This window comes from Actinobaculum sp. oral taxon 183 str. F0552, from assembly GCF_000466165.1.
In the GTDB taxonomy this organism is placed as follows: Bacteria; Actinomycetota; Actinomycetes; order Actinomycetales; family Actinomycetaceae; genus Peptidiphaga.
Genome location: NZ_KE951413.1, coordinates 1 through 20,480, shown reverse-complemented (window position 1 = coordinate 20,480; position 20,480 = coordinate 1). Strand labels below are relative to the sequence as shown.

The following is a 20,480-nucleotide window of genomic DNA, read 5'->3' as shown; positions in this document are numbered from 1 at the left end:
GATGCCCTCCTTTCGCGGAGGCGGGCCGCCGCGGCGGCCCGCCTCGGCCGTTCAGTCGCGAGGCTTCTCGCGCATCTCGAAGGTCTCGATGACGTCGCCCTCGTGGATGTCCTTGTATCCGAGGGTGATGCCGCATTCGTAGCCTTCGCGGACCTCCGTGACGTCGTCCTTCTCGCGCCGCAGGGAGGCGATCTCCAGGTCGGGGGCCACGACGACGCCGTCCCGCACGAGACGGGCCTTGGCGCCGCGGCGGATCGCGCCCGAGCGGACGATCGAGCCGGCGATGTTGCCGAACTTGCCGGATCGGAACACCTGGCGGATCTCGGCCCTGCCGAGCTGCACTTCCTCGAAGACGGGCTTGAGCATCCCCTTCAGGGCCGCCTCGACGTCCTCGATCGCCTTGTAGATGACCGAGTAGAACTTCATCTCCACGCCCTCGCGGTCGGCCATCTCGGCCACTCGCTCGGCGGGCCGGACGTTGAAGCCGATGATGATCGCGTTGTCGACCGTGGCCAGGTTGACGTCGTTCTGCGTGATCGCGCCGACGCCGCGGTGGATGATCTGAAGCGCCACCTCGTCGCCGACCTCCAGCTCCAGGAGCGAGCCCTCCAGGGCCTCGACCGATCCGGAGGCGTCGCCCTTGATGATGAGGTTGAGCGTCTGGACCGTGCCCTGCTTGAGCGCGTCGTTGAGGTTCTCCAGCGAGATGCGCTTGCGGCGCCTGGCCAGGGTGGCCGCGCGCTTGGCCGCCTCCCTCTTGTCGGCGATCTGCCGGGCCGTGCGGTCGTCCGATGCGACGAGGAAGGAGTCCCCCGCGGACGGCACGGAGGACATCCCGAGGATCTGGACGGGCCGGGAGGGCTCCGCCTCCTCGACGGCCGCGCCGGTCTCGTCGAACATGGCCCTGACGCGCCCGTAGGCGGTGCCCACGACCAGCGAGTCGCCGATGCGCAGGGTGCCGGTCTGCACGAGGGCGGTCACGACGGCTCCGCGCCCCTGGTCGAGCTTGGCCTCGATGGCCACGCCGCGGGCGTCGTGGTCGGGGTTGGCGCGCAGGTCGAGGTCGGCGTCGGCCGTGTAGAGGATGGCCTCCAGCAAGTCGTCGATGCCGGTCCGCTCCTTGGCGGAGATGTCGACGAACATCGTGTCGCCGCCGTATTCCTCGGTGACGATCCCGTACTCGGTCAGCTGGGCGCGGACCTTGTCGGGATTGGCGCCGTCGACGTCGATCTTGTTGACCGCGACGATGATCTTCACCCCGGCGGCCTGGGCGTGGTTGACGGCTTCGATCGTCTGCGGCATGACGCCGTCGTCGGCGGCCACGACGAGCACGGCGATGTCGGTGACGTCGGCGCCGCGCGCGCGCATCTGCGTGAACGCCTCGTGGCCGGGGGTGTCGATGAACGTGATCGCCCGGTGCTCGCCCTCGTAGTCGAGGCGTATCTGGTAGGCGCCGATGTGCTGGGTGATGCCCCCGGCCTCGGTCTCGATCACGCGGGCGTGGCGGATGGCGTCGAGCAGCTTGGTCTTGCCGTGGTCGACGTGCCCCATGACGGTGACCACGGGCGGCCGCGGTACGAGGTCGGCGTCGTCCTCCTCGGCCTGCTCGGCCTCGAGGTCGATGTCGAAGGACTCGAGGATCTCGCGGTCCTCGTCCTCCGGGGAGAGGATCTGGACGTCGTAGCCCAGTTCGGCCCCCAGGAGCTTGAAGGTGTCCTCGTCCAGGGACTGGTTGACGGTGGCCATCTCCCCCATGCGGAAGAGGACCGTGATGAGAGCGGCTGGGTCGGCGCCGATGCGCTCGGCGAAATCGGCGAGCGAGGATCCGGCGCGGACGCGGACCACGGTCGATCCGTCCCCGCGGGGCACCTCGACGCCGGCGACCATCGGCGACGCCTGGGACTCCCACTCTTCGCGCTTCGCGCGCTTGGACTTACGGCTGCGCGAGGGACGCCCGCCCTGCCGCCCGAAGGCTCCTGCGGTCGATCCGCCGCGCGACTTGCCGCCCGAACGCGTGAAGCCCCCGGCCGGGCCTCTGCCAGGGCTGCCTCCGCGACCCGGGCCGCCGCCGCGGCCGCCGCTCCGGTTGCTGCGGCTCGGCGCCTGGGCGCTCGACCTGTCGGGCATCATGCTCGGATTGGGGCGCGGCGCTCCCGAACGGGGCCGCGGTCCGCCTCCCTGCTGGCGGCCGGAGCCGCCCTGCCGGGGCATGCCCTGGGAGGTGGCGAAGGGGTTGTTGCCCGGACGCGGAGCACCCGGCTTGGGACCGCCCCCCGGACGGGGCATGCCCTGGGAGGTGGCGAAGGGGTTGTTGCCCGGACGCGGAGCACCCGGCTTGGGACCGCGCCCCGGACGGGGAGGGCTCGGCTTCTTGTCTCGCCGGCCGGATTTCGCAGCCGGAGCGGACGGCTTGGGCGCAGTGGGGCGGGGAGCCGTCGGAACCGGCGCCTTGCGGCCCTTCTTCTGCTCCGCGGAACGCGGCTTGCCTTCGGAGTGCGCGGACTTGTCCGAGGCCTTCCTCTCGTTCCTCTCGGACGCCTTCGACCCGCCTTTGGCGGCGGGCCCGGGCGCCGGCTTGGCAGCCGCAGCCCCGGGGGTTGCGGGCTTGGGGGCGGGTCGAGAGGACCTGTCCGCTCGGGCTTCGGCGCCCTCCTGGCCGTTCGCGGCCCCCCGTCCGGCGCGAGACTGCGGGGCGGAGCGCCGCTCCCCCCCTTCGCGGGAGGGCTTGGCGTGCCCCCGCTCGGCGGGCTTCTTCTTTTTCTTCTTCTCGATCAGCTCGGGATGAGTCTCGAGGTATTCGTGCGCCTTGCGCACGACGGGCGCCTCGATGGTCGACGAGGCGGACTTGACGAATTCACCGCTTGCCTTGAGCACCTCGAGCAGCTTCTTGCTCGTGATGCCCAGTTCCTTGGCGAGTTCATGGACACGGACCTTGGCCACAATTCTCCTTCGTGTGGGCCCGCGCCGCGCGCAGGCCCGCTATTGCTGGCAGCTCATCGCTGGGCACTCATCGGGTTCCCATCGGCTTCCTACCCGCTTTCTTGTCTCGGCATTCGCGGCGGCGTTCATACGCCGCCCACAATGGCTTCACGCCACGCATGAAGCGAGGACACGTCGATCCCCCGCACTCTGAGAGCGCGATCGAAGGCTCGCGTGCGAAGGGCCCTGGCCAGGCAGGCGGGATCCGGGTGAACCCACGCACCCCGGCCGGGCAGTACGCGTCGCTCGTCGACGACCGCGGAGGATGCGTCGACGGCCACGCGGACGAGGCGTGCACGGTCGTCCTTGGCCCTACACCCTACACATGTGCGCGGCAGAGGAGCCACATGCACCTCCCCCGGCCAAGAACGTCCTCGGGTATCATAACGCTTTCGCCGGGAAAACGCCCGGCCGGCCGCGGAGCGGACGCGAGGAACCGCTCACGTTCACCCATCCGCGCCGGGATCCTCGGATTCCTTGCGGATGTCGATGGACCAGTTGGTGAGCTTGGCCGCGAGGCGGACGTTCTGGGCTTCCTTCCCGATCGCCAGGGAGGTCTGCCCGTCGGGCACGACGGCGCGGGCCAGGCGCTGGTCCCTGTCGAGGATGTCGACCCGGAGGACCTGGGCGGGGGACAGGGCCGCGGCGATGAACTTCGCCGGCTCGTCGTCGTAGTCGACGATGTCGATCTTCTCTCCGCCGAGCTCCATGGTGACGGCGCGGACGCGCTGGCCGTTGTGGCCGATGCAGGCGCCCTTCGCGTTGACGTCCGCCTGGGCGGACCACACGGCGACCTTCGAGCGGTGCCCGGCTTCGCGCGCGAGGGCGACGATCTCGACCGTTCCGTCGACGATTTCGGGGACCTCCAGCTCGAAGAGGCGGCGGACGAAGTCGGGGTGGGTGCGCGAGAGGCGCACGGAGGCCCCCCGCGGGCTGATCGAGACGTCCAGGACGAGGGCGCGGATGCTGTCGCCGTGGCGGAACCGCTCGGTCGGCACTTGCTCCTCGGCGCGCAGGATCGCCTCGTGCTCCCCGACGTCGACGAGGATGTCGCGGCCGTCGCCGCGGGCGTTGTGCTGAACCGTGCCCGACACCACTTCCCCCTGCTTGCCCTTGAAGGAGCCGAGGACCCTGTCGGCTTCGGCGTCGCGCAGCCGCTGCGCGATGATCGAGCGGGCGGTGGCGGTGGCGATGCGTCCGAAGTCTCCGGGGGTGTCGTCGAACTCGCCGATCATCTCGCCGTTCTCGTCGACTTCGGGCGCATAGACGGTGACCTTGCCGGTCGAGCGGTCCATCTCCACCCGCGCGCCGCGGACGGCGCCGGGCACACGCTGATAGGCATGGAGCAGGGCGTCCTCGATCGCCCCGACGAGCACATCGACGCTGATGCCGAGCTCGCTCTCGACGATCCGCAGCTCGTTCATCTGAATATCCATGGCTTCAGTCCTCGCCTTCCTCGACAGCCTTCGACTCGGCCTTGCCCATGTCCACTCGCATCCGCCCGGATGAGATCTCAGCGATGCGCACGGTGTGCAATCGACCATTCGCGCGAACACTCACCGTATCACCGTCGAGGTTCTGCAAGCGACCGTCGAGCCCGGAGCCGTCGGCGAGGGTGAGCGCGACGAGACGTCCCTCCGCCCGCGAAAAGTGACGGGGCTCGGTCAAAGGGCGCTCAGCCCCGGGGGTGGAGACCTCCAGAGTGTAGGAGCCTTCGACCAGGTCGACGTCGTCGAGGCGGGCGGATATCGCGCGTGAGACCTCGGTGAGCGAGTCGGAGCCGACCCCGCCCGGTCCCGAGGGCAGGTCGACGATCACCCTGACGACCATCCCCCGACCCGACCGGCCGACCCTGACCTCCTCCAGGTAGAGGCCCGAACCGGCGACGATCGCTTCGAGCTCGCCCGCGATCCGCGAGGCGATCTCGCCGCTCCGCCCGTCCCGTCGCGCCGGGGGCCGGGCGGCCCCCCGGCGGTCGTGCGCGCCCCCCGCCCTCCGCGTCTTCTTTGGTGATGCCATATACTTACCCTACCCAGAAAGCCGGAGGATACGTGGCAAGGCGGTGCTATGCAACACGCGGATAGAGATACCCGGTGGATGCTCGCGGGTGGGGCGGTCCTGGCGATAGCGGTGGTCTGCGGATCCCTGGCCTTGGCGGGGGTGCGTCTGGACGACCGGGACGCCGCGGTCCCCGCGGCCTCCCCCGGCGAGCGCGCCCGCCAGGGTCTGGCGGAGAAGGTCGCACGCCTGCGGGCCTCGGCCTCCGCGCTGCAGACGGCCCATCCCGAAGTGCCCCAGTACGCGACGATCGCCGACCGCGCCAAGGCCTACTCCGCGGCCGTGGGCGGCGTGTGGAGGCCGTGGCCGAGCGGGGCGCCTTCGGGCCGCACCAATCCGCCGGTCGCCACGGCGGCCCCCGTCGGCGTCGACGGGGCGAGCCTGGTGGCGCAGCTCCAGGACGTGTCGGCCTCGGCGCTGGCCGCCTCCTCGAAGGCCCCCGAGGGGGACCGGGCCTCCTACGCCTCGATCGCCCTGGGATCGCGCCTGACGGCGATCGACGCGTCTCCCGTGCTCGGCGGACGGGCCTCCTGCGGAACGGCCGATCCCGCCGCGGCCGGGTCCAGCGCCGCGAACGGAGACTCGGTGCGCGTGGCGGAGGCCGCGCGCCAGTGGCTTCAAACGGACGCGGCCCAACTGGCGCCGGCGCAGCGCAGCCGGCAGACGGCCCGGATCGAATCGGTGGCCAGGCTCCAGTCGTCGATGCTGGCGGCCGGGGCCCCCGACGGCCGCTCCGGCCCGGCCGCTCCGCCGGCTCTGAGCGGCGGAGCCACTTTGACGGGCCGCGCGCTGAGCGCGCTGACCGCCCAGCTGCTCCTGGCCTCCTCGAAGGCCGACGCGTCCGGGCGCGAAGCGGTCGTGGCCTACGCGTGCTCTCTCTACCTCACGCCCGCCGAGCGCGCCTCGGCCGGGGCGCTGCCCGGGTCGGGCTGAGCCGGCGTCCGGGCGGCCGATCACTCGTCCGCGATCAGGGAGCGGAGGCGGGCCGGCGCCTGCTCGACCGGGACGTCCGTCCTCTCGCCCGTGCGGCGATTGCGGATCTCGACCCGCCCCTCGGCCAGTCCGCGGCCGACCACGACGCCCCAGGGCATCCCGAGCAGCTCGTAGTCCGCGAACTTCACGCCGGCGCTGACCTTCCTGCGGTCGTCGTAGAGGACGTCCACGCCCGCCGCCTCCGCGTCGCGGGCGATCCGCCCGGCCGCGTCGAAGACCGCGTCGTCCCTGCCGGTCGCCAGAATGTGGACGTCGGCGGGGGCGATGCCGACGGGCCAGGCCAGTCCGCGATCGTCGTGGTTGGCCTCCGCCAGGGCGGCGAGCACGCGGGTGACGCCGATCCCGTAGGATCCCATCGTCACCACGACGGATCTGCCGTCGCGGTCCAAGACCGTCAGGCCGAGGGCCTGGGCGTATTTGCGCCCGAGCTGGAAGATGTGCCCGATCTCGACCCCGCGGGCGAGCCGGAGGGGGCCCGAGCCGTCGGGCGCCTGGTCTCCGTCGCGGATCTCCGCGGCCTCGATGGTGCCGTCCGCCTCGAAGTCGCGTCCGTACACCAGATCGACGACGTGGGTGTCGGCCTGGTTCGCACCCGTGACCCAGCGCGACCCGCGGGCGATCCGGGGGTCGAGGAGGTATCGGGGGCGGTCGTCCCGCCGGGACGACTGCGGTCCGAGGACCTGGGGGCCGATGTAGCCGGGCACGAGCTCCGGGTAGGCGGCCAGGTCCTCGGGGCCGGCCAGGTCGACCTCGGCGGGGGCGAGCGCGGCCTCGACGCGTCTGAGATCGACCTCGCGGTCCCCGGGAAGGCCGACGACGAAGACCTCGCGCGCCCCGTCGGGCTGGACCGCGACGACCACGACGTTCTTCAGGGTGTCCTGCGCGCGCCACGGGCGGTCCTCGCGCGGGGCGGCGGCGTTGACGTCCCGGACCAGGGCCTCGATCGTCGAGGCCCCCGGGGTGCGCACCGTGAACGGCTCTCCGACGCACGAAGGATCCGCCTCCGCCGGGGGCGGCGTGGTCACCGCCTCCGCGTTGGCCGCGTATCCGCCCTCGGAGAGGACGAACGTGTCCTCTCCGATCTCGCAGGGGAAGAGGAACTCCTCGCTGCGCGAGCCCCCCATCGCCCCCGAGACGGCCGAGCAGATGACGTAGGGCAGGCCCAGCCGGTCGAAGATCCGCTGATAGGCCTCGCGCATCGCGTTGTAGGAGGCGTCCAGCCCCGCCTCGTCGATGTCGAAGGAGTAGGCGTCCTTCATGACGAATTCGCGCCCGCGGATCACCCCCGCCCGGGGGCGGGCCTCGTCCCGGTACTTCGTCTGGATCTGGTAGAGCGAGAGGGGCAGGTCCCTGTAGGAGGAGTAGAGGTCCTTGACCAGGAGCGCGAACATCTCCTCGTGGGTCGGGGCCAGGAGGTAGTCGGCGTCCTTGCGGTCCCGCAGCTTGAACAGCGTCGGCCCGTAGTCCTCCCACCGGCCGGTCGCCTCGTAGGGCTCCCGGGGCAGGAGCGCCGGGAAGTGGACCTCCTGCGATCCGGCCCGGTCCATCTCCTCGCGGATCACCCGCTCGATCCTGGCCAGGACCTTCAGCCCCAGCGGGAGCCACGAGTAGATCCCCGGGGCGACCCGGCGGACGTACCCCCCGCGGACCAGGAGTTTGTGGCTCGCGACCTCGGCGTCGGCCGGGTCCTCGCGCAGAGTTCTGACGAAGAGAGTGGACATTTTCAGCACGGGACAAGCATACCCGGACGCCGCGGCGCGCCTGGCGGCAGCGCCGGCCGCGGGCTGCGGCGGATCACACGAAGACCGTCGCCCATCGTCCCGCGATCCGGAATCCGACGCGGGTGTACGTGGCTATCGCGGCCGCGTTGTAATCGTTGACGTACAGGGAGATCGTCGGCGCGAGCCGCTCCCGGACGAGTTTGACCACGGCCGCGACCCCGGCCGTCGCGATGCCGCGTCCGCGCAGGTCGGGCGCCACCCACACACCCTGGAGCTGCGCCACGCCCCCGGCCAGCGCACCGACGTCGGCCTTGAAGACGACCCTCTCGCCGGAGCCGTCGGCCAGGGGCGCCTTCCTGATGAACGTGTGCTGGGACCTGACCAGGCGGGCGACCCGGTAGGCGTATCCCGCGCCGTGGGAGGTCGGGTCGTAGCCGACCTCCTCGATGTACATGGCGACGGATGCGGGGAAGACGAGCGATACGTCGCCCACGCCGGCCGGTTGGACGAGGGGGTCGGCCACGACGTCCGGGTCGGAATCCATCACCATGGAGAACTGGCGCTCCCTGACGTCCCGGGCAGGCCCCCACCGCTTGCAGATCCGGTTCCACAGGCCCATGACCTGGTCCGCCGGGCCGACGATCGAGGATCCCGTCCGCCGCCGGCCGGCGAACTCCTCGGCGACTTCGTCGAGCCCGTCCTCGTCGAAGCCGAGGGGGAGGATGTTGCCGTACTCCCAAGCCAGAGCCGTGAGCTCCCTGTCCGCGTCGAACCGGCCGAGGGAGAAGGACGCCCCGATCCCCGTCTGCTCGATCGCCACGCGCAGGAGCACCGAGTCGACGGGGTGACGCTCGCACAGGGCGACGGCTTTGGCCGTGTCGACCCCGTGAAGCCGGCGAAGCGAAGGGTATCGGCGGAGCCAGTGCATCGATCAGTAGGTCTCGACGATCGGCCCCGTAGCTCCGTCCTCCGGCGTGCCCATCTCTTCGGCCATGTCGGCGGCGAATCGCAGCAGGGTCTCGACGATCTGGTCTTCGGGGACCGTGGCGACGACCTCCCCCCGCACGAAGATCTTCCCCTTGCCGTTGCCCGAGGCGCAGCCGAGGTCGGCCTCCCGCGCCTCGCCCGGCCCGTTGACGACGCATCCCATGACGGCCACCCGCAGCGGGGCGGCGATCCCCTTGAGGCCTTCCTCGACGCTCTCGGCGAGCGTCCACACGTCGACCTGCGCCCTCCCGCACGAGGGGCAGGAGACTATTTCGAGCTTCCTGGGCCGCAGGCCCATGAACTCCAGGAGCTTCGAGCCCACTTTGACCTCCTCCACGGGCGGCGCGGACAGCGAGACCCTGATGGTGTCCCCGACGCCCTCGGCGAGGAGGGCCCCGAACGCGGCGGCGGACTTGATCGTCCCCTGGAAGGCCGGCCCCGCCTCGGTGACGCCCAGGTGCAGCGGCCAGTCCCCTCTCTCGGAGAGCATGCGGTAGGCCTGCACCATGGTGACCACGTCGTGGTGTTTGACGGAGATCTTGAAATCGTGGAAACCGCATTCCTCGAACAGCGAGGCCTCCCAGACGGCCGACTCCACGAGGGCCTCGGGGGTGGCCGATCCGTATTTCCTGAGCAGCCGGGGGTCCAGGGAGCCCGCGTTGACCCCTATGCGCAGGGATGTCCCGTGGTCGGCCGCGGCCTTGCAGATGTCGGCGACCTTGTCGTCGAATTTGCGGATGTTGCCGGGGTTGACCCGCACGGCCCCGCATCCGGCCTCGATGGCGGCGAAGACGTACCTCGGCTGGAAGTGGATGTCGGCGATGACCGGGATCCGGGACTGCTTCGCGATGACCGGGAGGGCGGAGGCGTCCTTGTCCGTCGGGCAGGCGACCCGGACGATGTCGCAGCCCGCGGCGGTGAGCTCGGCGATCTGCTGGAGCGTCGCGCCGATGTCGTGGGTCTTCGTCGTCGTCATGGACTGCACGGAGATCGGGGCGTCGCCGCCGACGGCGACGTCGCCGACCGTGATCTGGCGGGTCTTCTTGCGCGCTGACAGTACGTTGAGCTCGGGGCGCAGGCCGGGCATGCCGAGTGAAACGCTCACGCACCAAGTATTCCACTTCCCGCCTTCGTGTGAAGGCCCCGATCGTGTGGCGTTCCCGGCGCCCGCGGCGTCCCCCAGCGCGAGACCCTCCCTAGGCCTCGTCCGCCTCTCCGCCGCGTGCGCCGCATCTGCGGGCCGGCCGAACGGCGTTCCGGGCGGGTCGGGGCTTGCGTGCGCCGCGGCGCCGGTGGGGACGGCGGATTTGCGGATCGGCGGAACCCCGGCCGCTCTTCGAGGTGAAGCGCGCCTTCGCGGCGATGATCATCTCCACGAAGGCGGCGATAGCGGCCGCGACGACGAGGAACCCGCCCGCCTTGAAGCAGACGACGGCGAGCGAGATCGATCCCTCCTCGGACAGGCCGAGACGCTGGAGCATCGAGGCGTAGCTCCTCGAATCGTCGAATTCGGGGGCGGCCGCGCAGAAGACGAACGCGCACAGATAGAAGGCCGTCAGCAGGCACGCGGTGACCGGGGGCGATGAGCGCCGCCCTCTTCGCGACGGCGCGGATCGTCGTCATGACGGCGATGACCGCCAACAGGACGACGAAGGGCCCCATCATGTAGAAGACGATCACTGTCACCCACCCGCCGGCGTCCACACCGCCGGGGAGGAAGACGAGCATCACGGAAAGGAGCCCGATCATGGGGAACTGGACTATGTAGAGGAACCTGGACCAGAGTTGAAAGGCCTTCATGCCGGCCGCCCACCCTTTCCCGGCTCGAACGGGCGACGCCGACGAGCCAATGAGACGAGACTGGCAGAACTCGCCCGCCCCGGAAGGGCGGATAGCGTATGCGGCGTCGTTGCGACAGGCTCGCCCCCCGGGGCGGGAATCCGAGATCGCGCCCTCGGCGCGGGGTCCGTCAGAACAGGCTCACCGGGTTGACGAAGTCCGCCACGACCAGCAGGGCGGTCATCGCGATGAACGCGACGGCGACGCCGTAGCTGAGCGGCGTGAGGCGCGCCGTGTCCACCGGCCCCGGGTCGGGCCGTCCGCGGCGGCGGGCGAGACGCCTGCGCAGGGCTTCGTAGGTCGCGCCCGCCAGATGGCCCCCGTCCAGGGGGAGGAGGGGGATGAGGTTGAAGACGAACAGGGTCATGTTCAGCGAGCCGGCGAGCAGGAGGAGGTCGCCGAACCTGGAGAGCCCGTCGTAGGAGGCCGAGTCCGCCGAGGTGATGTCGCCGGCGATCCCCGCCACCCCGACGATTCCGACGATCCCGTTGGCGGGGCGCTTCTCGTCGGTGATCAGGCTGCGGCCCGTCTCCCACAGGCCGGCGGGCAGGCGCACGAGGGCCTGCGCGGTCGCCTTCGCCTGAGCGCCGAGGGCCCCCGCCACCGCGGTCGGCGCCCGGCGTTGGCGCTCATAGGCGGGGCTGATCCCCACGTACGGGCGTCTGACCACCGAGGAGCCGCCCTTGTCCGTGGCCTTCCGCTCGGCCAGCACGGCCGTGACCGTGAGGGTCGTCGCCTTGCCGTCCCGCAGGACGCGGACCTGGGTGGGCGAGGTCCCCGAGGCGGCTATCGCGCTCACGATCCCCTTCCAGTCCTTCACGTCGCGGGTCCCCCACCTTTGGATGACGTCGCCGGGCCTCATCCCGGCGGCTGCCGCGGGGGCCGGGGTCCGGCAGGTCGTCGTCCCGTCGAGGCAGGAGGAGACGGTCCCGACGGTGGACGAAGGCTTCGGCGTGCCGATCCCGCACAGGACGACGAGCAGGCAGACGAGCGCCAGGACGAGGTTGGTGAACGGGCCGCCGAACATGACGACGAGCTTCCTGGCGGGGTTCAGCCGCCAGAAGGCGCGCTCCTCCTCCCCGGGCGCGATCTCCTCGGCGCTGTCGAGCCGGGCCTCCTCCGCCAGGGTCAGGCGGCCCCTGCGGTTCTCCGTCCTGCGGTCGGGCCTTCCCGGGGGGAGCATTCCGGCGATGCGCACGAAGCCGCCGAGGGGAAGGAGTTTGATTCCGTATTCGGTCCCGTTGACGCGCCTGGACCACAGAGTCGGGCCGAAGCCTATGAAATACTGTGAGACCTTCACCCCGAACCTCTTCGCCGGGACGAGGTGGCCGAGTTCGTGGATGCCCACCGAGACGAGCAGTGCCACGACGAGGAAGAGGATTCCGAGCAGGGTCATCAAACTCCCATCAATTCGTGTGCGCGGGCGCGAGCCCAGGTCTCCACGCCCAGGACGGCGTCGACGTCGAAGGTCGAGGGGGCGTCGAAGGCCGCCACGACCTTCGCGACGGTCTCCACGATCGCCGGGTAGCCGAGCCGGCGGTTCAGGAACGCCTCGACGCACTCTTCGTTCGCCGCGTTGAAGACCGCGGGGTGCAGCGGCGAGGCGGCCACGGCCCGGCGGGCCAGGTCGACCGCCGGGAACGTCACGCTGTCCAACGGCTCGAAGGTCCATGCGATCCGCCCGTCCCACGAGTTCGGCGCGGCGACGTCCGCCAGTCGGTCCGGCCAGCTCAGGCCGAGGGATATCGGCAGGCGCATGTCGGGAGGGGAGGCCTGGGCGATGGTCGAACCGTCCTGGAACTCGACCATCGAGTGGACGACCGACTGGGGGTGGACGACGGGGACGATGTCCTGCGGGTCGACGTCGAAGAGGTAGGCGGCCTCGATGAGCTCCAGGGCTTTGTTGACGAGGGTCGAGGAGTTGACCGTCACCACCGGGCCCATGGACCACGTCGGGTGCTTCAGCGCCTGCTCGGGGGTGACGCCTTCAAGGTCGGCGCGGGTCCTGCCCCTGAAGGGGCCGCCCGAGGCGGTGAGGATGAGGCGGCGCACCTCGCTCGTGCCGTCGACGACCGGACTGGTCAGGCCCCTGCGGTGCCTGCCGGAGGCGAGGGCCTGGGCGATGGCCGAATGCTCGGAGTCGACGGGGACGATCTGTCCGGGCCGGGCGAGGGCGTCGGCGACGAGGGCTCCCCCGGCCACGAGGGACTCCTTGTTGGCCAGCGCCAGCTGCGCCCCGCTCTTCAGGGCCGCCAGGGTGGGGCGGAGCCCGATGGAGCCGGTCATGCCGTTGAGGACGACGTCGGCCTGCGACTGTCTGGCGAGGACGGTCATCGCCCGGGGCCCGGCGACGATCTCGGGCATCCTGGCCGGGCGGGCCTCCCGTAGGGCTTTGTCGACGGCCGCCGCGGCGGCGGGGTCGGCCACGCCGACGACCTCCGCGCCGAAGCGCGCAGCCTGCCCGGCCAGGAGGCGGGGGTTCGCCCCGCCGGCCCCGAGCGCGCGCACGGCGAAGCGATCGCGATTGCGCCCGATCACGTCGAGCGCCTGGGTTCCGATGGACCCCGTGGATCCCAAGACGACGATCGAGCGCATCACTCGACCGACAGGAGGACGCTCGTGGCGCGCTCGAGGTAGACGTCGACGACGGCCTCGTCGTACGCCGAGGATCCCTTGGCCGGGGAGAAGACGGCGTCCCGGATGTTCTTGGCGGACAGCTCCACCTTGCCGTCGAAATAGTCGGAGAGCCGATCGACGAGCGCGTCGACGTCGGACTTCGAGTACCCCCACCCGTCGGCGTCGGCGAAGCGCTGGCCGGCGGGCCGGAAGAAGCGCGGGTAGAGGCTCTTGGCGTCCTGGGCCGTCGTGTTCAGCCAGGCGTTCTCCCCCCGGTCGGCCACCACGAGGGAACGCCTCTTCTGGATGAAGGCCGCCTCCAGGCGATCGAGCGCCTCGTCGACGTCCGCCGGAAGGTAGCCCCTGCGCTGACGGTGGAAGGCCGCGTTGCGGATCGTGTTCTCGTCGAAATTGGGGGTCAGGGGCCCGTTGTAGGCTTCCTTGGCCCTGTGGAGGAAGTCGTCGACCTCGTCCTTGGCGTACCCCTTGTCGAAAAAGCCCACGGTTCTGAAACCTTTGCTCGACGTCATCGCGAGACCTCCTTCTCGGTTGTGTTCGACTCGCCGACCGAGTCCGTCGGGCATGCGCCCTGCCCGTCCGGATCCGCACCGAACGCGACCCTCTCCGCCGCCGCGGCGGCCTTGGCGGCGCGCCCGCGCCCGGAGGCCCGGCCGACCTCGGCGGCCAACTGCCCGCAGGCGCCGTCGATGTCCGACCCCCGCGTGTCGCGGATCGTCGTCGGGACGCCGGCGTCGAGAAGGGTGCGAACGAATGTATTCTGCGCCTCGGGGGTGCTCGCGGTCCAGATGGATCCCGGCGTCGGGTTGAGGGGGATCGGATTGACGTGCGCCCACCCGCGTCCGCGCCTGTTGAGCTCGTCGGCCAGCAGCTGCGCGCGCCAGGGATGGTCGTTCATGTCCCTGATGAGCGCGTACTCGATCGAGACCCTCCGGCCGGTCCGGTCGAAGTAGCTCCGTGCGGCGTCCAGGAGCTGGGAGACCTTGAACCGCGAGTTGACGGGGATGAGGGGGTCGCGCAGTGCGTCGTCGGGGGCGTGCAGGGACACGGCGAGGGTGACGGGCAGGCCCTCGTCGGCGAGTTTGTGGATGAGGGGGACCATGCCGACGGTGGACACCGTCACGTTGCGCGCCGACAGGCCGAAGCCCGCGGGGACGGGGTCGACGATGCGGTGCAGGGCGGTCGCGACCTGCCTCCAGTTGGCCAGCGGCTCGCCCATGCCCATGAACACGACGTTGGTCACCCGCGCCGGGCCGCCGAGGGCGCCGGATTCGGCGGCGGCCATCGCAGTGCGCACCTGCTCGACAATCTCGGCCGCGGAGAGGTTGCGGGTCAGCCCCGACTGCCCGGTCGCGCAGAAGGGGCAGGCCATGCCGCAGCCCGCCTGGGAGGAGACGCACAGAGTCGTCCTGCCGGGGTAGCGCATGAGCACGGTTTCGACCGTCGCGCCGTCGAAGAGCCGCCACAGGGACTTGACCGTGCGGCCGCCGTCCGCCCTCAGGTCGCGGACCTTGGCCAGCAGAGGCGGGAGGAATCGCGGAACGACGCCGTCCCTGAACGCCGCGGGGAGGTCGCTCATCGCCTCGCCCTCGGCCACGTGGCGCTCGAAGTAGTGGCGGGAGAGCTGGTCTGCTCGGAAGGCGGGCAGGCCGGCCTGCCTCATGCGCTCCTTCCGACCGTCGACGTCGAAGTCCGCGAGGTGGACCGGCGGCTTGCCCTTGCGAATCTCGGCGAAGCTCAGCCTCGGACGGGGGCCGGATTCGACCGCGGGCATCACCTGGCGCGATGTGTCCATGGTCATACCGCGATCGACGAGGTCATGATGGCGTAGCAGGCCGGAGCCCACAGGAGGATCGAGTCGATGCGGTCGAGCATCCCCCCGTGCCCGGGGAAGATCGACCCCATGTCCTTGACGCCGAGGTCCCGCTTGAGCAGCGATTCGGACAGGTCGCCGACCGTGGCGCACAGCACCGCGGCCGCGGCGACGATCGCCGCCGCGTACCAGGGCCTGCCCAGGGCGAGGGTCGTCAGGAGGAAGGAGACGGCGCCGGCGCCGACGAGCGAACCGGCGAAGCCCTCCCACGATTTCTTCGGCGAAATCGAGGGCGTCATGGGGTGCCTGCCCCACAGGACGCCGAAGGCCCAGCCCCCGGTGTCGGAGGCCGCCGGCATGAGGATGAGGAGGGCCACCATCCACCGTCCCTGCGGCATCGCGGCCAGGCACACGGCGAAGCAGCCGACGAAGCCGATCCACGCCAGGGCGAAGACCCCCGCCGCGGCGTCGCCCGCCCACCTCGCCGGAGACATCGCCCACCGCCACAGGCAGACGGCGACGGCGCTGACGACGAAGGCCAAGAACCCGCCCACGATGTGCTCCCGGGCGGTCCACGTCGCGCCGACCATGGCGACGGCGCCGCACCACGTCGGCACGAGGGGGATCCGCACGCCTCTGTTGAGGAAGGCGCCGGCGGCCTCCCACAGCCCGACGCACATCGCGACGGCGACCAGGCAGACGAACGCCTCGATCCTCCACACGACCGAGAAGGCGACGAGCGCGAGCAGCCCGAAGGCCACCGGAAGGGCCGTCTTCAGATTGCGTCCGGCTTTGGTGGAGGAGGGGGCCGGCGGTTTGGGCGGGCGCGGCGCCAGGGCGGTGAGCGGGTTGGCCTGCATCAGACTTCCAGGAGTTCCTTTTCCTTGGCGTCGAGGAGCTTGTCCACTTGGTCGACGTACCGCTTGGCGAGCTTGTCGAGCCGGTCTTCGGCTCTCTTGACGTCGTCCTCGCCGGCCTCGCCGTCCCTCTTGATCCTGTCGAGGGCCTCCTTCGCCTTGCGGCGCACGCCTCGCACAGACACGCGCGACTCCTCCGCCTTGGACTTGGCGAGCTTGACGTAGTCCCGGCGGCGCTCCTCGGTCAGGACGGGCAGGACCACGCGGATGACGCGGCCGTCGTCGGTGGGGTTGACGCCCAGGTCGGATTCGCGCAGGGCCTTGTCGATGGAGGCCGTCGCCGAACGGTCGAACGGCGTGATGAGAACCGTCCGGGCCTCGGGGATGGCGATGGTGGCGAGCTGTTGGAGCGGCGTCGGGGCGCCGTAGTAGTCGACGAGGATCGAGGTGAACATCGCCGCGTTGGCGCGGCCGGAGCGGATGTTGCCGAATTCGCCTCTGGCGGCGTCGACTGCCTTCTCCATCCTGTCCTCCGCGTCGAGGAGGGTTTCGTCAATCATTGGTGTGTCCTTCGCTATCGAGTTGTCGAGACCGTCATCGGGCTGCTGAGACTAGAGTACCGATCTTCTCGCCGCGAAGCGCACGGGTGACGTTCGTCGCCGTGCCCATCCCGAACACCCGCATGGGCAGGAGGTTGTCCTGGCACAGGGAGAACGCGGCCGCATCGACCACGCGCAGCCCCTGGGCGATGGCGTCCTGGTAGGTGACGTAGTCGAGTCTGACGGCTCCCGGGTTCTTGTTGGGGTCGTCCGTGTACACGCCGTCCACGCCGTTCTTCCCGACGAGGATCTCGTCGCAGCGCAGCTCCAGCGCGCGCTGGGCGGCGACCGTGTCCGTCGAGAAGTAGGGCATCCCGGCTCCCGCCCCGAAGATGACGACCCTCCCCTTCTGCAGGTGGCGGATCGCGCGGAGGGGAACGTAGGGCTCGGCCACCTGGATCATCTCGATCGCCGTCTGAACGCGGCACTGGGTCCCCGTCTGCTCGACGAAGTCCTGGAGGGCGATGGCGTTCATGACGGTACCGAGCATTCCCATGTAGTCCGCCCTGGCGCGGTCCATTCCGCGCCGCTGCAGCTCCGCACCCCGGAAGAAATTGCCTCCGCCGACGACGATGGCGACCTGCACCCCGTGCTTGACGGCGACGGCGATCTCGGCGGCGACCCTGGTCAGGACGTTGGCATCGAGGCCGACCGCTCCCCCGCCGAACATCTCGCCGGACAGTTTGAGCAGGACCCGTCTCGCGCCGTCCTCGTTGTGGTCTCCTAGAGCGTCGTGGGCCACGGCATGCTCCTTCCCGCCGATGTTCCGAAGTGGTGATGCGGGCGCGCCGGCGCGCACCCGCTAAAGGGTATCAGTGGCGCCGGCCCGGCGAGGGGTTGGCGGGCACTGCGGCGGGCGCCTGTCCGCCTCGACCGGACCGGGGGGCGTCCTGGGCGATCCCGCCGCCGGCGGCGTACCCGTAGCCGTAGCCGACCTGTTGAATCCGCTGGGCCTGCTGGGCCTGCTGGGGTTGCTGGGGTTGCGGACGCCTGCGGCGCGACGTGTGGAGGTCGATGCCGGCGAGGATCTCGACGGACTCTTCGAGGCGGCTTCTCAGTTCGGCGTAGGTGTGGTAGCGCACGCATGTGATCCTGCGCCGGTCGCCGTCGTACCTGACCACTCCGGTGCCGAAGACCAGCCCGACGAAGATGATGACGTGGAGGGCGCACACGAAGAGGGCGAACTGGCCGTTCTCCGCGCCGACGACGAGCGCCACCGGAAGCATCGCCCATCCCAGCGCGACGAAAAGCAGGCAGGGCCAGAGAACCCACGCCTCCAGGCCGCGCCTGACGCCGCAGTGGCAGATCGCGTCGGCGTGCGCGAGCACCCGATTGCCCACGGCGAAGTGGATCGCGGCCACTAGCCCGCCGGACAGACCGACGAGGAGGGCCGCGACGGCGATCGCCGGGCCGATGCGAAGTCCCGTCGCGCTGACGGTCACGGCGAGGGTGACGATGAGGACGACGGTGGACGCGCACCACAGCAGCAGCTGGTAGGGCGCCTGGGAGGAGAACCAGCTGGCGAGGCGGCTCTGCTGCGACGAGCCGGTGCGCCACTCCCCGTCCTGGAGGTCCTGGAGGGTCGCGCGCGGCCCGTTGGAGTTGACCGCCTCGGCGAGCTCCGGGTCGCTGGAGACGAGGTAGGCGGCGCCGAGTCGCCTCTCAGCGGCTTCGACGTCGCCGCGCAGGCGGGGCGAGAGGGTCCCGACGACCGCCAGGATAGCCCCGGCGAGCCCGAGGAGGGTCGCGACCGCCAGGGCCATCCCGAGGTTGGGGAAGCGCCACTTGACCTCGCCGCCGGCCGGCCCGGCGGCGGACGCGCCGCCTGCGTCGGGCACGAGCAGCCCGATGATCGTCAACGGGGCGCCGAGCAGGACGAGGCAGCAGGCCAGGGAGCCGGCCGCGTCGGGCAGCAGGGCGTCCGCCCGCAGCCTGCGGCCGTACGCCTCCCGGACGATGAAGGCCTTGACGATCTGGCTCGACCGGGCCAGGGAGAGCTTGCGTTCGCGGATCGCCTGCACGAGGTAGTTGCCGACGGTCGCCACCTGCTCCTGCGGGATGTCGGCCGGCTCCTCCTGACGCCCGGCCCGAGGCGAGCTCCTGAGGATCCTCTCGACGGCGTACAGCACCGCGACGACGATCAGGGCGAGGCCGCCGAGTCCGACGTACCCGACCAGGCCGATCGACAGCCGCTCGGCGACCGCCCGCGTCTGCGGCAGGAAGCCGACCCCTCTGGCGTGGGCCAGGCAGAAGGACGACAGGACGATGAGGGAGGCTACGATCGCCTCCAAACCGACGAGCCGCACGGCGGCCGCCTTGAAGCCGGTCGCGGCCGTGCGCGTCGAGGAGGCCGGACGCCGGGCGGCCGGGTCGTTCCACAGGTTGGAGAGCGGCTCGTAGTCCTCGACGCTCACCGCCATGCGGTCGGCGCCCTCCCCCGCCGGGGTCTGCTGGTCGAGCCCGGCCTGCTCGCCTCCCCGCGACCGCAGCCTCCCGGGCATGGCCCGCGCGGTCAAACGCCACGCTGCGTCCTGGACGACGACCTCGGCGTCCTCCGTCGGATAGCGGTAGGCCAGCGGATGCGGAAAGTCCTGGGTGTCGTCCGACAGGTCCCCTATGACACCAGGCACACTCATGCCGGCTCCAATCCTCGTCGCAATGGCATATTCCTCCCAATTCTCGGCATGAAGGGCTTCCCGTGTCGAGGGGACCGCGCTCTTTCGTCCGGTCTCGGCCGGGGGTGACCTTCCGCGGTGCGTGACTACCGGTTCCACGATATCAATGACGGGCCCTCGCGCGCTCAACCAGTCCGACCAGTCCCCGGGCGCCGAACGCGGAACAGGCCACCGCCGGCCACATCCACGCGGGACAGTGGGTCAACTCCAGCCCGAAGGCGAGACCGAAGAGCGGGGACTTCTGCGTGACGGACAGCACCGCCATCGCCCCGACGAGGGCGAAGGCTCCGACACTCGCCCAGTCGAGGCCGAAGGCTAGGCCGCATGCGCCTCCCAACGCCGCGCCTGTGGACGCCGACGGCATGAGAAGCCCTCCGACGACACCCACTCGGAAGCTGAGGGCCGTCAGGAGGGGCTTGGCCACGAGGACCCCCAGGCACACGGCGAGGGTCACCGGGCGCAGGGGCGCGACGTCGCCGAAGAGCTCGTCGAGGCTCGACTTCCCGTTGCCGAGCGCCTGGGGCAGGAGGAGGCCGACGGACCCGGTCAGGACGCCCGCGGCGGCCATCGCGCACGGCATCGTCCACGCCGCGCGAACCCGCCGGCCCGTCGCCCGGCCCAGGCCGCACAGACCCGACAGCCCCGCGCCCGCGGCGGCGCACAGGGGGATCGCGGCGAAGGCCCAGGCGTACACGGCGAGGGCCCGGTCGGCGCCGACGTCCGGAAGCGGGGTCGCCGGGAGGCCGTCGGTGACCGACCAGGCGATCGCCGTCCCGATCCAGGAGATCGCCGCGGTCGCGAGAGCCCCCCGAAGCGTCCACCGGCCGAGCGTGACGGTCAGCGCGAAGGGGACGGCCGACCACGGGGTGTTGTACACGGCTGCGAGTCCCGCCCCCGCCCCGGCGGCGAGGAGGACGCGCCGGAACTCCCCGTCCACGCTCATCCGCAGGCACAGGGCGTCGGCGAGGGCCGCCGCTGTCTGCCGGGGCGCGCTCTCGCGCCCGACCGACGTCCCGCTGCCGACGACCGCGACCTGGAGCAGGGCGTCGGCGGCGGTGCGGCCCACGGGCAGGCGCGTCCCGGGCGTGCGCAGGGCTTGGTCGAGGGTGGTGACCGGGCCTCGGCGGCGCAGGGCCCGCCATCCCAGACCGGCCAGGCCCGCCCCGATCGGGACGGCGGCGAACCGGCGCCAAGCCGGCGCCGTCCGGAGGGCGTCGATGAGGCTTGCCGAGCCCTCGCCGAAGGCGGCCCACTCGACCGCGTGCAGGGCCAGCGCCATGAGCGCGCCGACCGCGCCGGCGATCAGGCCGACGGCCGCCACGGCC

Annotated in this window: 18 protein-coding genes; 1 reads left to right on the top strand and 17 read right to left on the bottom strand. The window is 71.2% G+C overall.

Features of this window, described 5'->3' with window-relative positions; all coding sequences use genetic code 11:
* Window positions 1-51: 51 nt before the first annotated feature.
* From infB to rimP, 4 genes are all read right to left on the bottom strand, one after another.
* On the bottom strand, window positions 52-2,940 hold the full coding sequence (infB, locus tag HMPREF0043_RS02690) for a translation initiation factor IF-2 (protein ID WP_040317698.1): 2,889 nt from the start codon (window positions 2,938-2,940) through the stop codon (window positions 52-54).
* Between the two features lie 125 nt (window positions 2,941-3,065).
* Window positions 3,066-3,326, bottom strand: a complete 261-nt coding sequence (locus tag HMPREF0043_RS10595; RefSeq protein ID WP_269528511.1) for a YlxR family protein — start codon at window positions 3,324-3,326, stop codon at window positions 3,066-3,068.
* 99 nt (window positions 3,327-3,425) lie between these two features.
* Entirely contained in the window at window positions 3,426-4,415 is a 990-nt protein-coding gene (gene nusA / locus HMPREF0043_RS02685; protein WP_021601308.1) for a transcription termination factor NusA, read from the bottom strand.
* Window positions 4,416-4,419: 4 nt separating this feature from the next.
* Complete coding sequence (gene rimP, locus HMPREF0043_RS02680) at window positions 4,420-4,998, bottom strand: ribosome maturation factor RimP (protein WP_021601307.1); 579 nt, start codon at window positions 4,996-4,998, stop codon at window positions 4,420-4,422.
* 48 nt (window positions 4,999-5,046) lie between these two features.
* On the opposite strand from rimP, the gene HMPREF0043_RS02675 reads away from it, so the two are divergent.
* Entirely contained in the window at window positions 5,047-5,970 is a 924-nt protein-coding gene (locus HMPREF0043_RS02675; protein ID WP_156897487.1) for a hypothetical protein, read from the top strand.
* A 20-nt stretch (window positions 5,971-5,990) separates the two neighbouring features.
* Here the strand turns inward: HMPREF0043_RS02675 and HMPREF0043_RS02670 are convergent, their stop codons facing one another.
* The 13 genes from HMPREF0043_RS02670 to HMPREF0043_RS02610 form a co-directional block, all read right to left on the bottom strand.
* The gene (locus HMPREF0043_RS02670) at window positions 5,991-7,751 is read right to left on the bottom strand and encodes a proline--tRNA ligase (protein WP_021601305.1); all 1,761 of its coding nucleotides are present in this window, start codon (window positions 7,749-7,751) and stop codon (window positions 5,991-5,993) included.
* Between the two features lie 73 nt (window positions 7,752-7,824).
* Window positions 7,825-8,679 (bottom strand): GNAT family N-acetyltransferase, encoded by an 855-nt coding sequence (locus HMPREF0043_RS02665; RefSeq protein WP_021601304.1) that lies wholly within the window; start codon window positions 8,677-8,679, stop codon window positions 7,825-7,827.
* Between the two features lie 3 nt (window positions 8,680-8,682).
* Window positions 8,683-9,825, bottom strand: a complete 1,143-nt coding sequence (gene ispG / locus HMPREF0043_RS02660; protein WP_021601303.1) for a flavodoxin-dependent (E)-4-hydroxy-3-methylbut-2-enyl-diphosphate synthase — start codon at window positions 9,823-9,825, stop codon at window positions 8,683-8,685.
* Between the two features lie 109 nt (window positions 9,826-9,934).
* The gene (locus HMPREF0043_RS02655) at window positions 9,935-10,219 is read right to left on the bottom strand and encodes a hypothetical protein (RefSeq protein WP_040317697.1); all 285 of its coding nucleotides are present in this window, start codon (window positions 10,217-10,219) and stop codon (window positions 9,935-9,937) included.
* Window positions 10,220-10,707: 488 nt separating this feature from the next.
* Window positions 10,708-11,973: a M50 family metallopeptidase gene (locus tag HMPREF0043_RS02650; protein WP_021601301.1), complete on the bottom strand. Its 1,266-nt coding sequence runs from the start codon at window positions 11,971-11,973 to the stop codon at window positions 10,708-10,710.
* Window positions 11,973-13,172: a 1-deoxy-D-xylulose-5-phosphate reductoisomerase gene (gene dxr, locus HMPREF0043_RS02645; protein ID WP_021601300.1), complete on the bottom strand. Its 1,200-nt coding sequence runs from the start codon at window positions 13,170-13,172 to the stop codon at window positions 11,973-11,975. The genes HMPREF0043_RS02650 and dxr overlap by 1 nt, the downstream gene beginning before the upstream one ends.
* Window positions 13,172-13,723 (bottom strand): DivIVA domain-containing protein, encoded by a 552-nt coding sequence (locus HMPREF0043_RS02640; RefSeq protein WP_021601299.1) that lies wholly within the window; start codon window positions 13,721-13,723, stop codon window positions 13,172-13,174. Before HMPREF0043_RS02640 ends, dxr begins: the two co-directional genes overlap by 1 nt.
* A complete protein-coding gene (rlmN, locus tag HMPREF0043_RS02635; RefSeq protein ID WP_232205998.1) occupies window positions 13,720-15,006 on the bottom strand; it encodes a 23S rRNA (adenine(2503)-C(2))-methyltransferase RlmN in 1,287 nt (428 codons plus the stop codon). Before rlmN ends, HMPREF0043_RS02640 begins: the two co-directional genes overlap by 4 nt.
* A 2-nt stretch (window positions 15,007-15,008) precedes the next feature.
* Entirely contained in the window at window positions 15,009-15,884 is an 876-nt protein-coding gene (locus HMPREF0043_RS02630; protein ID WP_021601297.1) for a phosphatidate cytidylyltransferase, read from the bottom strand.
* Entirely contained in the window at window positions 15,884-16,441 is a 558-nt protein-coding gene (frr, locus tag HMPREF0043_RS02625; protein WP_021601296.1) for a ribosome recycling factor, read from the bottom strand. The genes HMPREF0043_RS02630 and frr overlap by 1 nt, the downstream gene beginning before the upstream one ends.
* A 34-nt stretch (window positions 16,442-16,475) precedes the next feature.
* Window positions 16,476-17,222, bottom strand: coding sequence for a UMP kinase (pyrH, locus tag HMPREF0043_RS02620; protein ID WP_021601295.1), 747 nt, complete (start codon window positions 17,220-17,222; stop codon window positions 16,476-16,478).
* Window positions 17,223-17,292: 70 nt separating this feature from the next.
* A complete protein-coding gene (locus HMPREF0043_RS02615; protein ID WP_021601294.1) occupies window positions 17,293-19,116 on the bottom strand; it encodes a hypothetical protein in 1,824 nt (607 codons plus the stop codon).
* A gap of 142 nt (window positions 19,117-19,258) precedes the next feature.
* On the bottom strand, window positions 19,259-20,480 hold a 1,222-nt coding region (locus tag HMPREF0043_RS02610; protein ID WP_021601293.1), incomplete at its 5' end, for a chloride channel protein.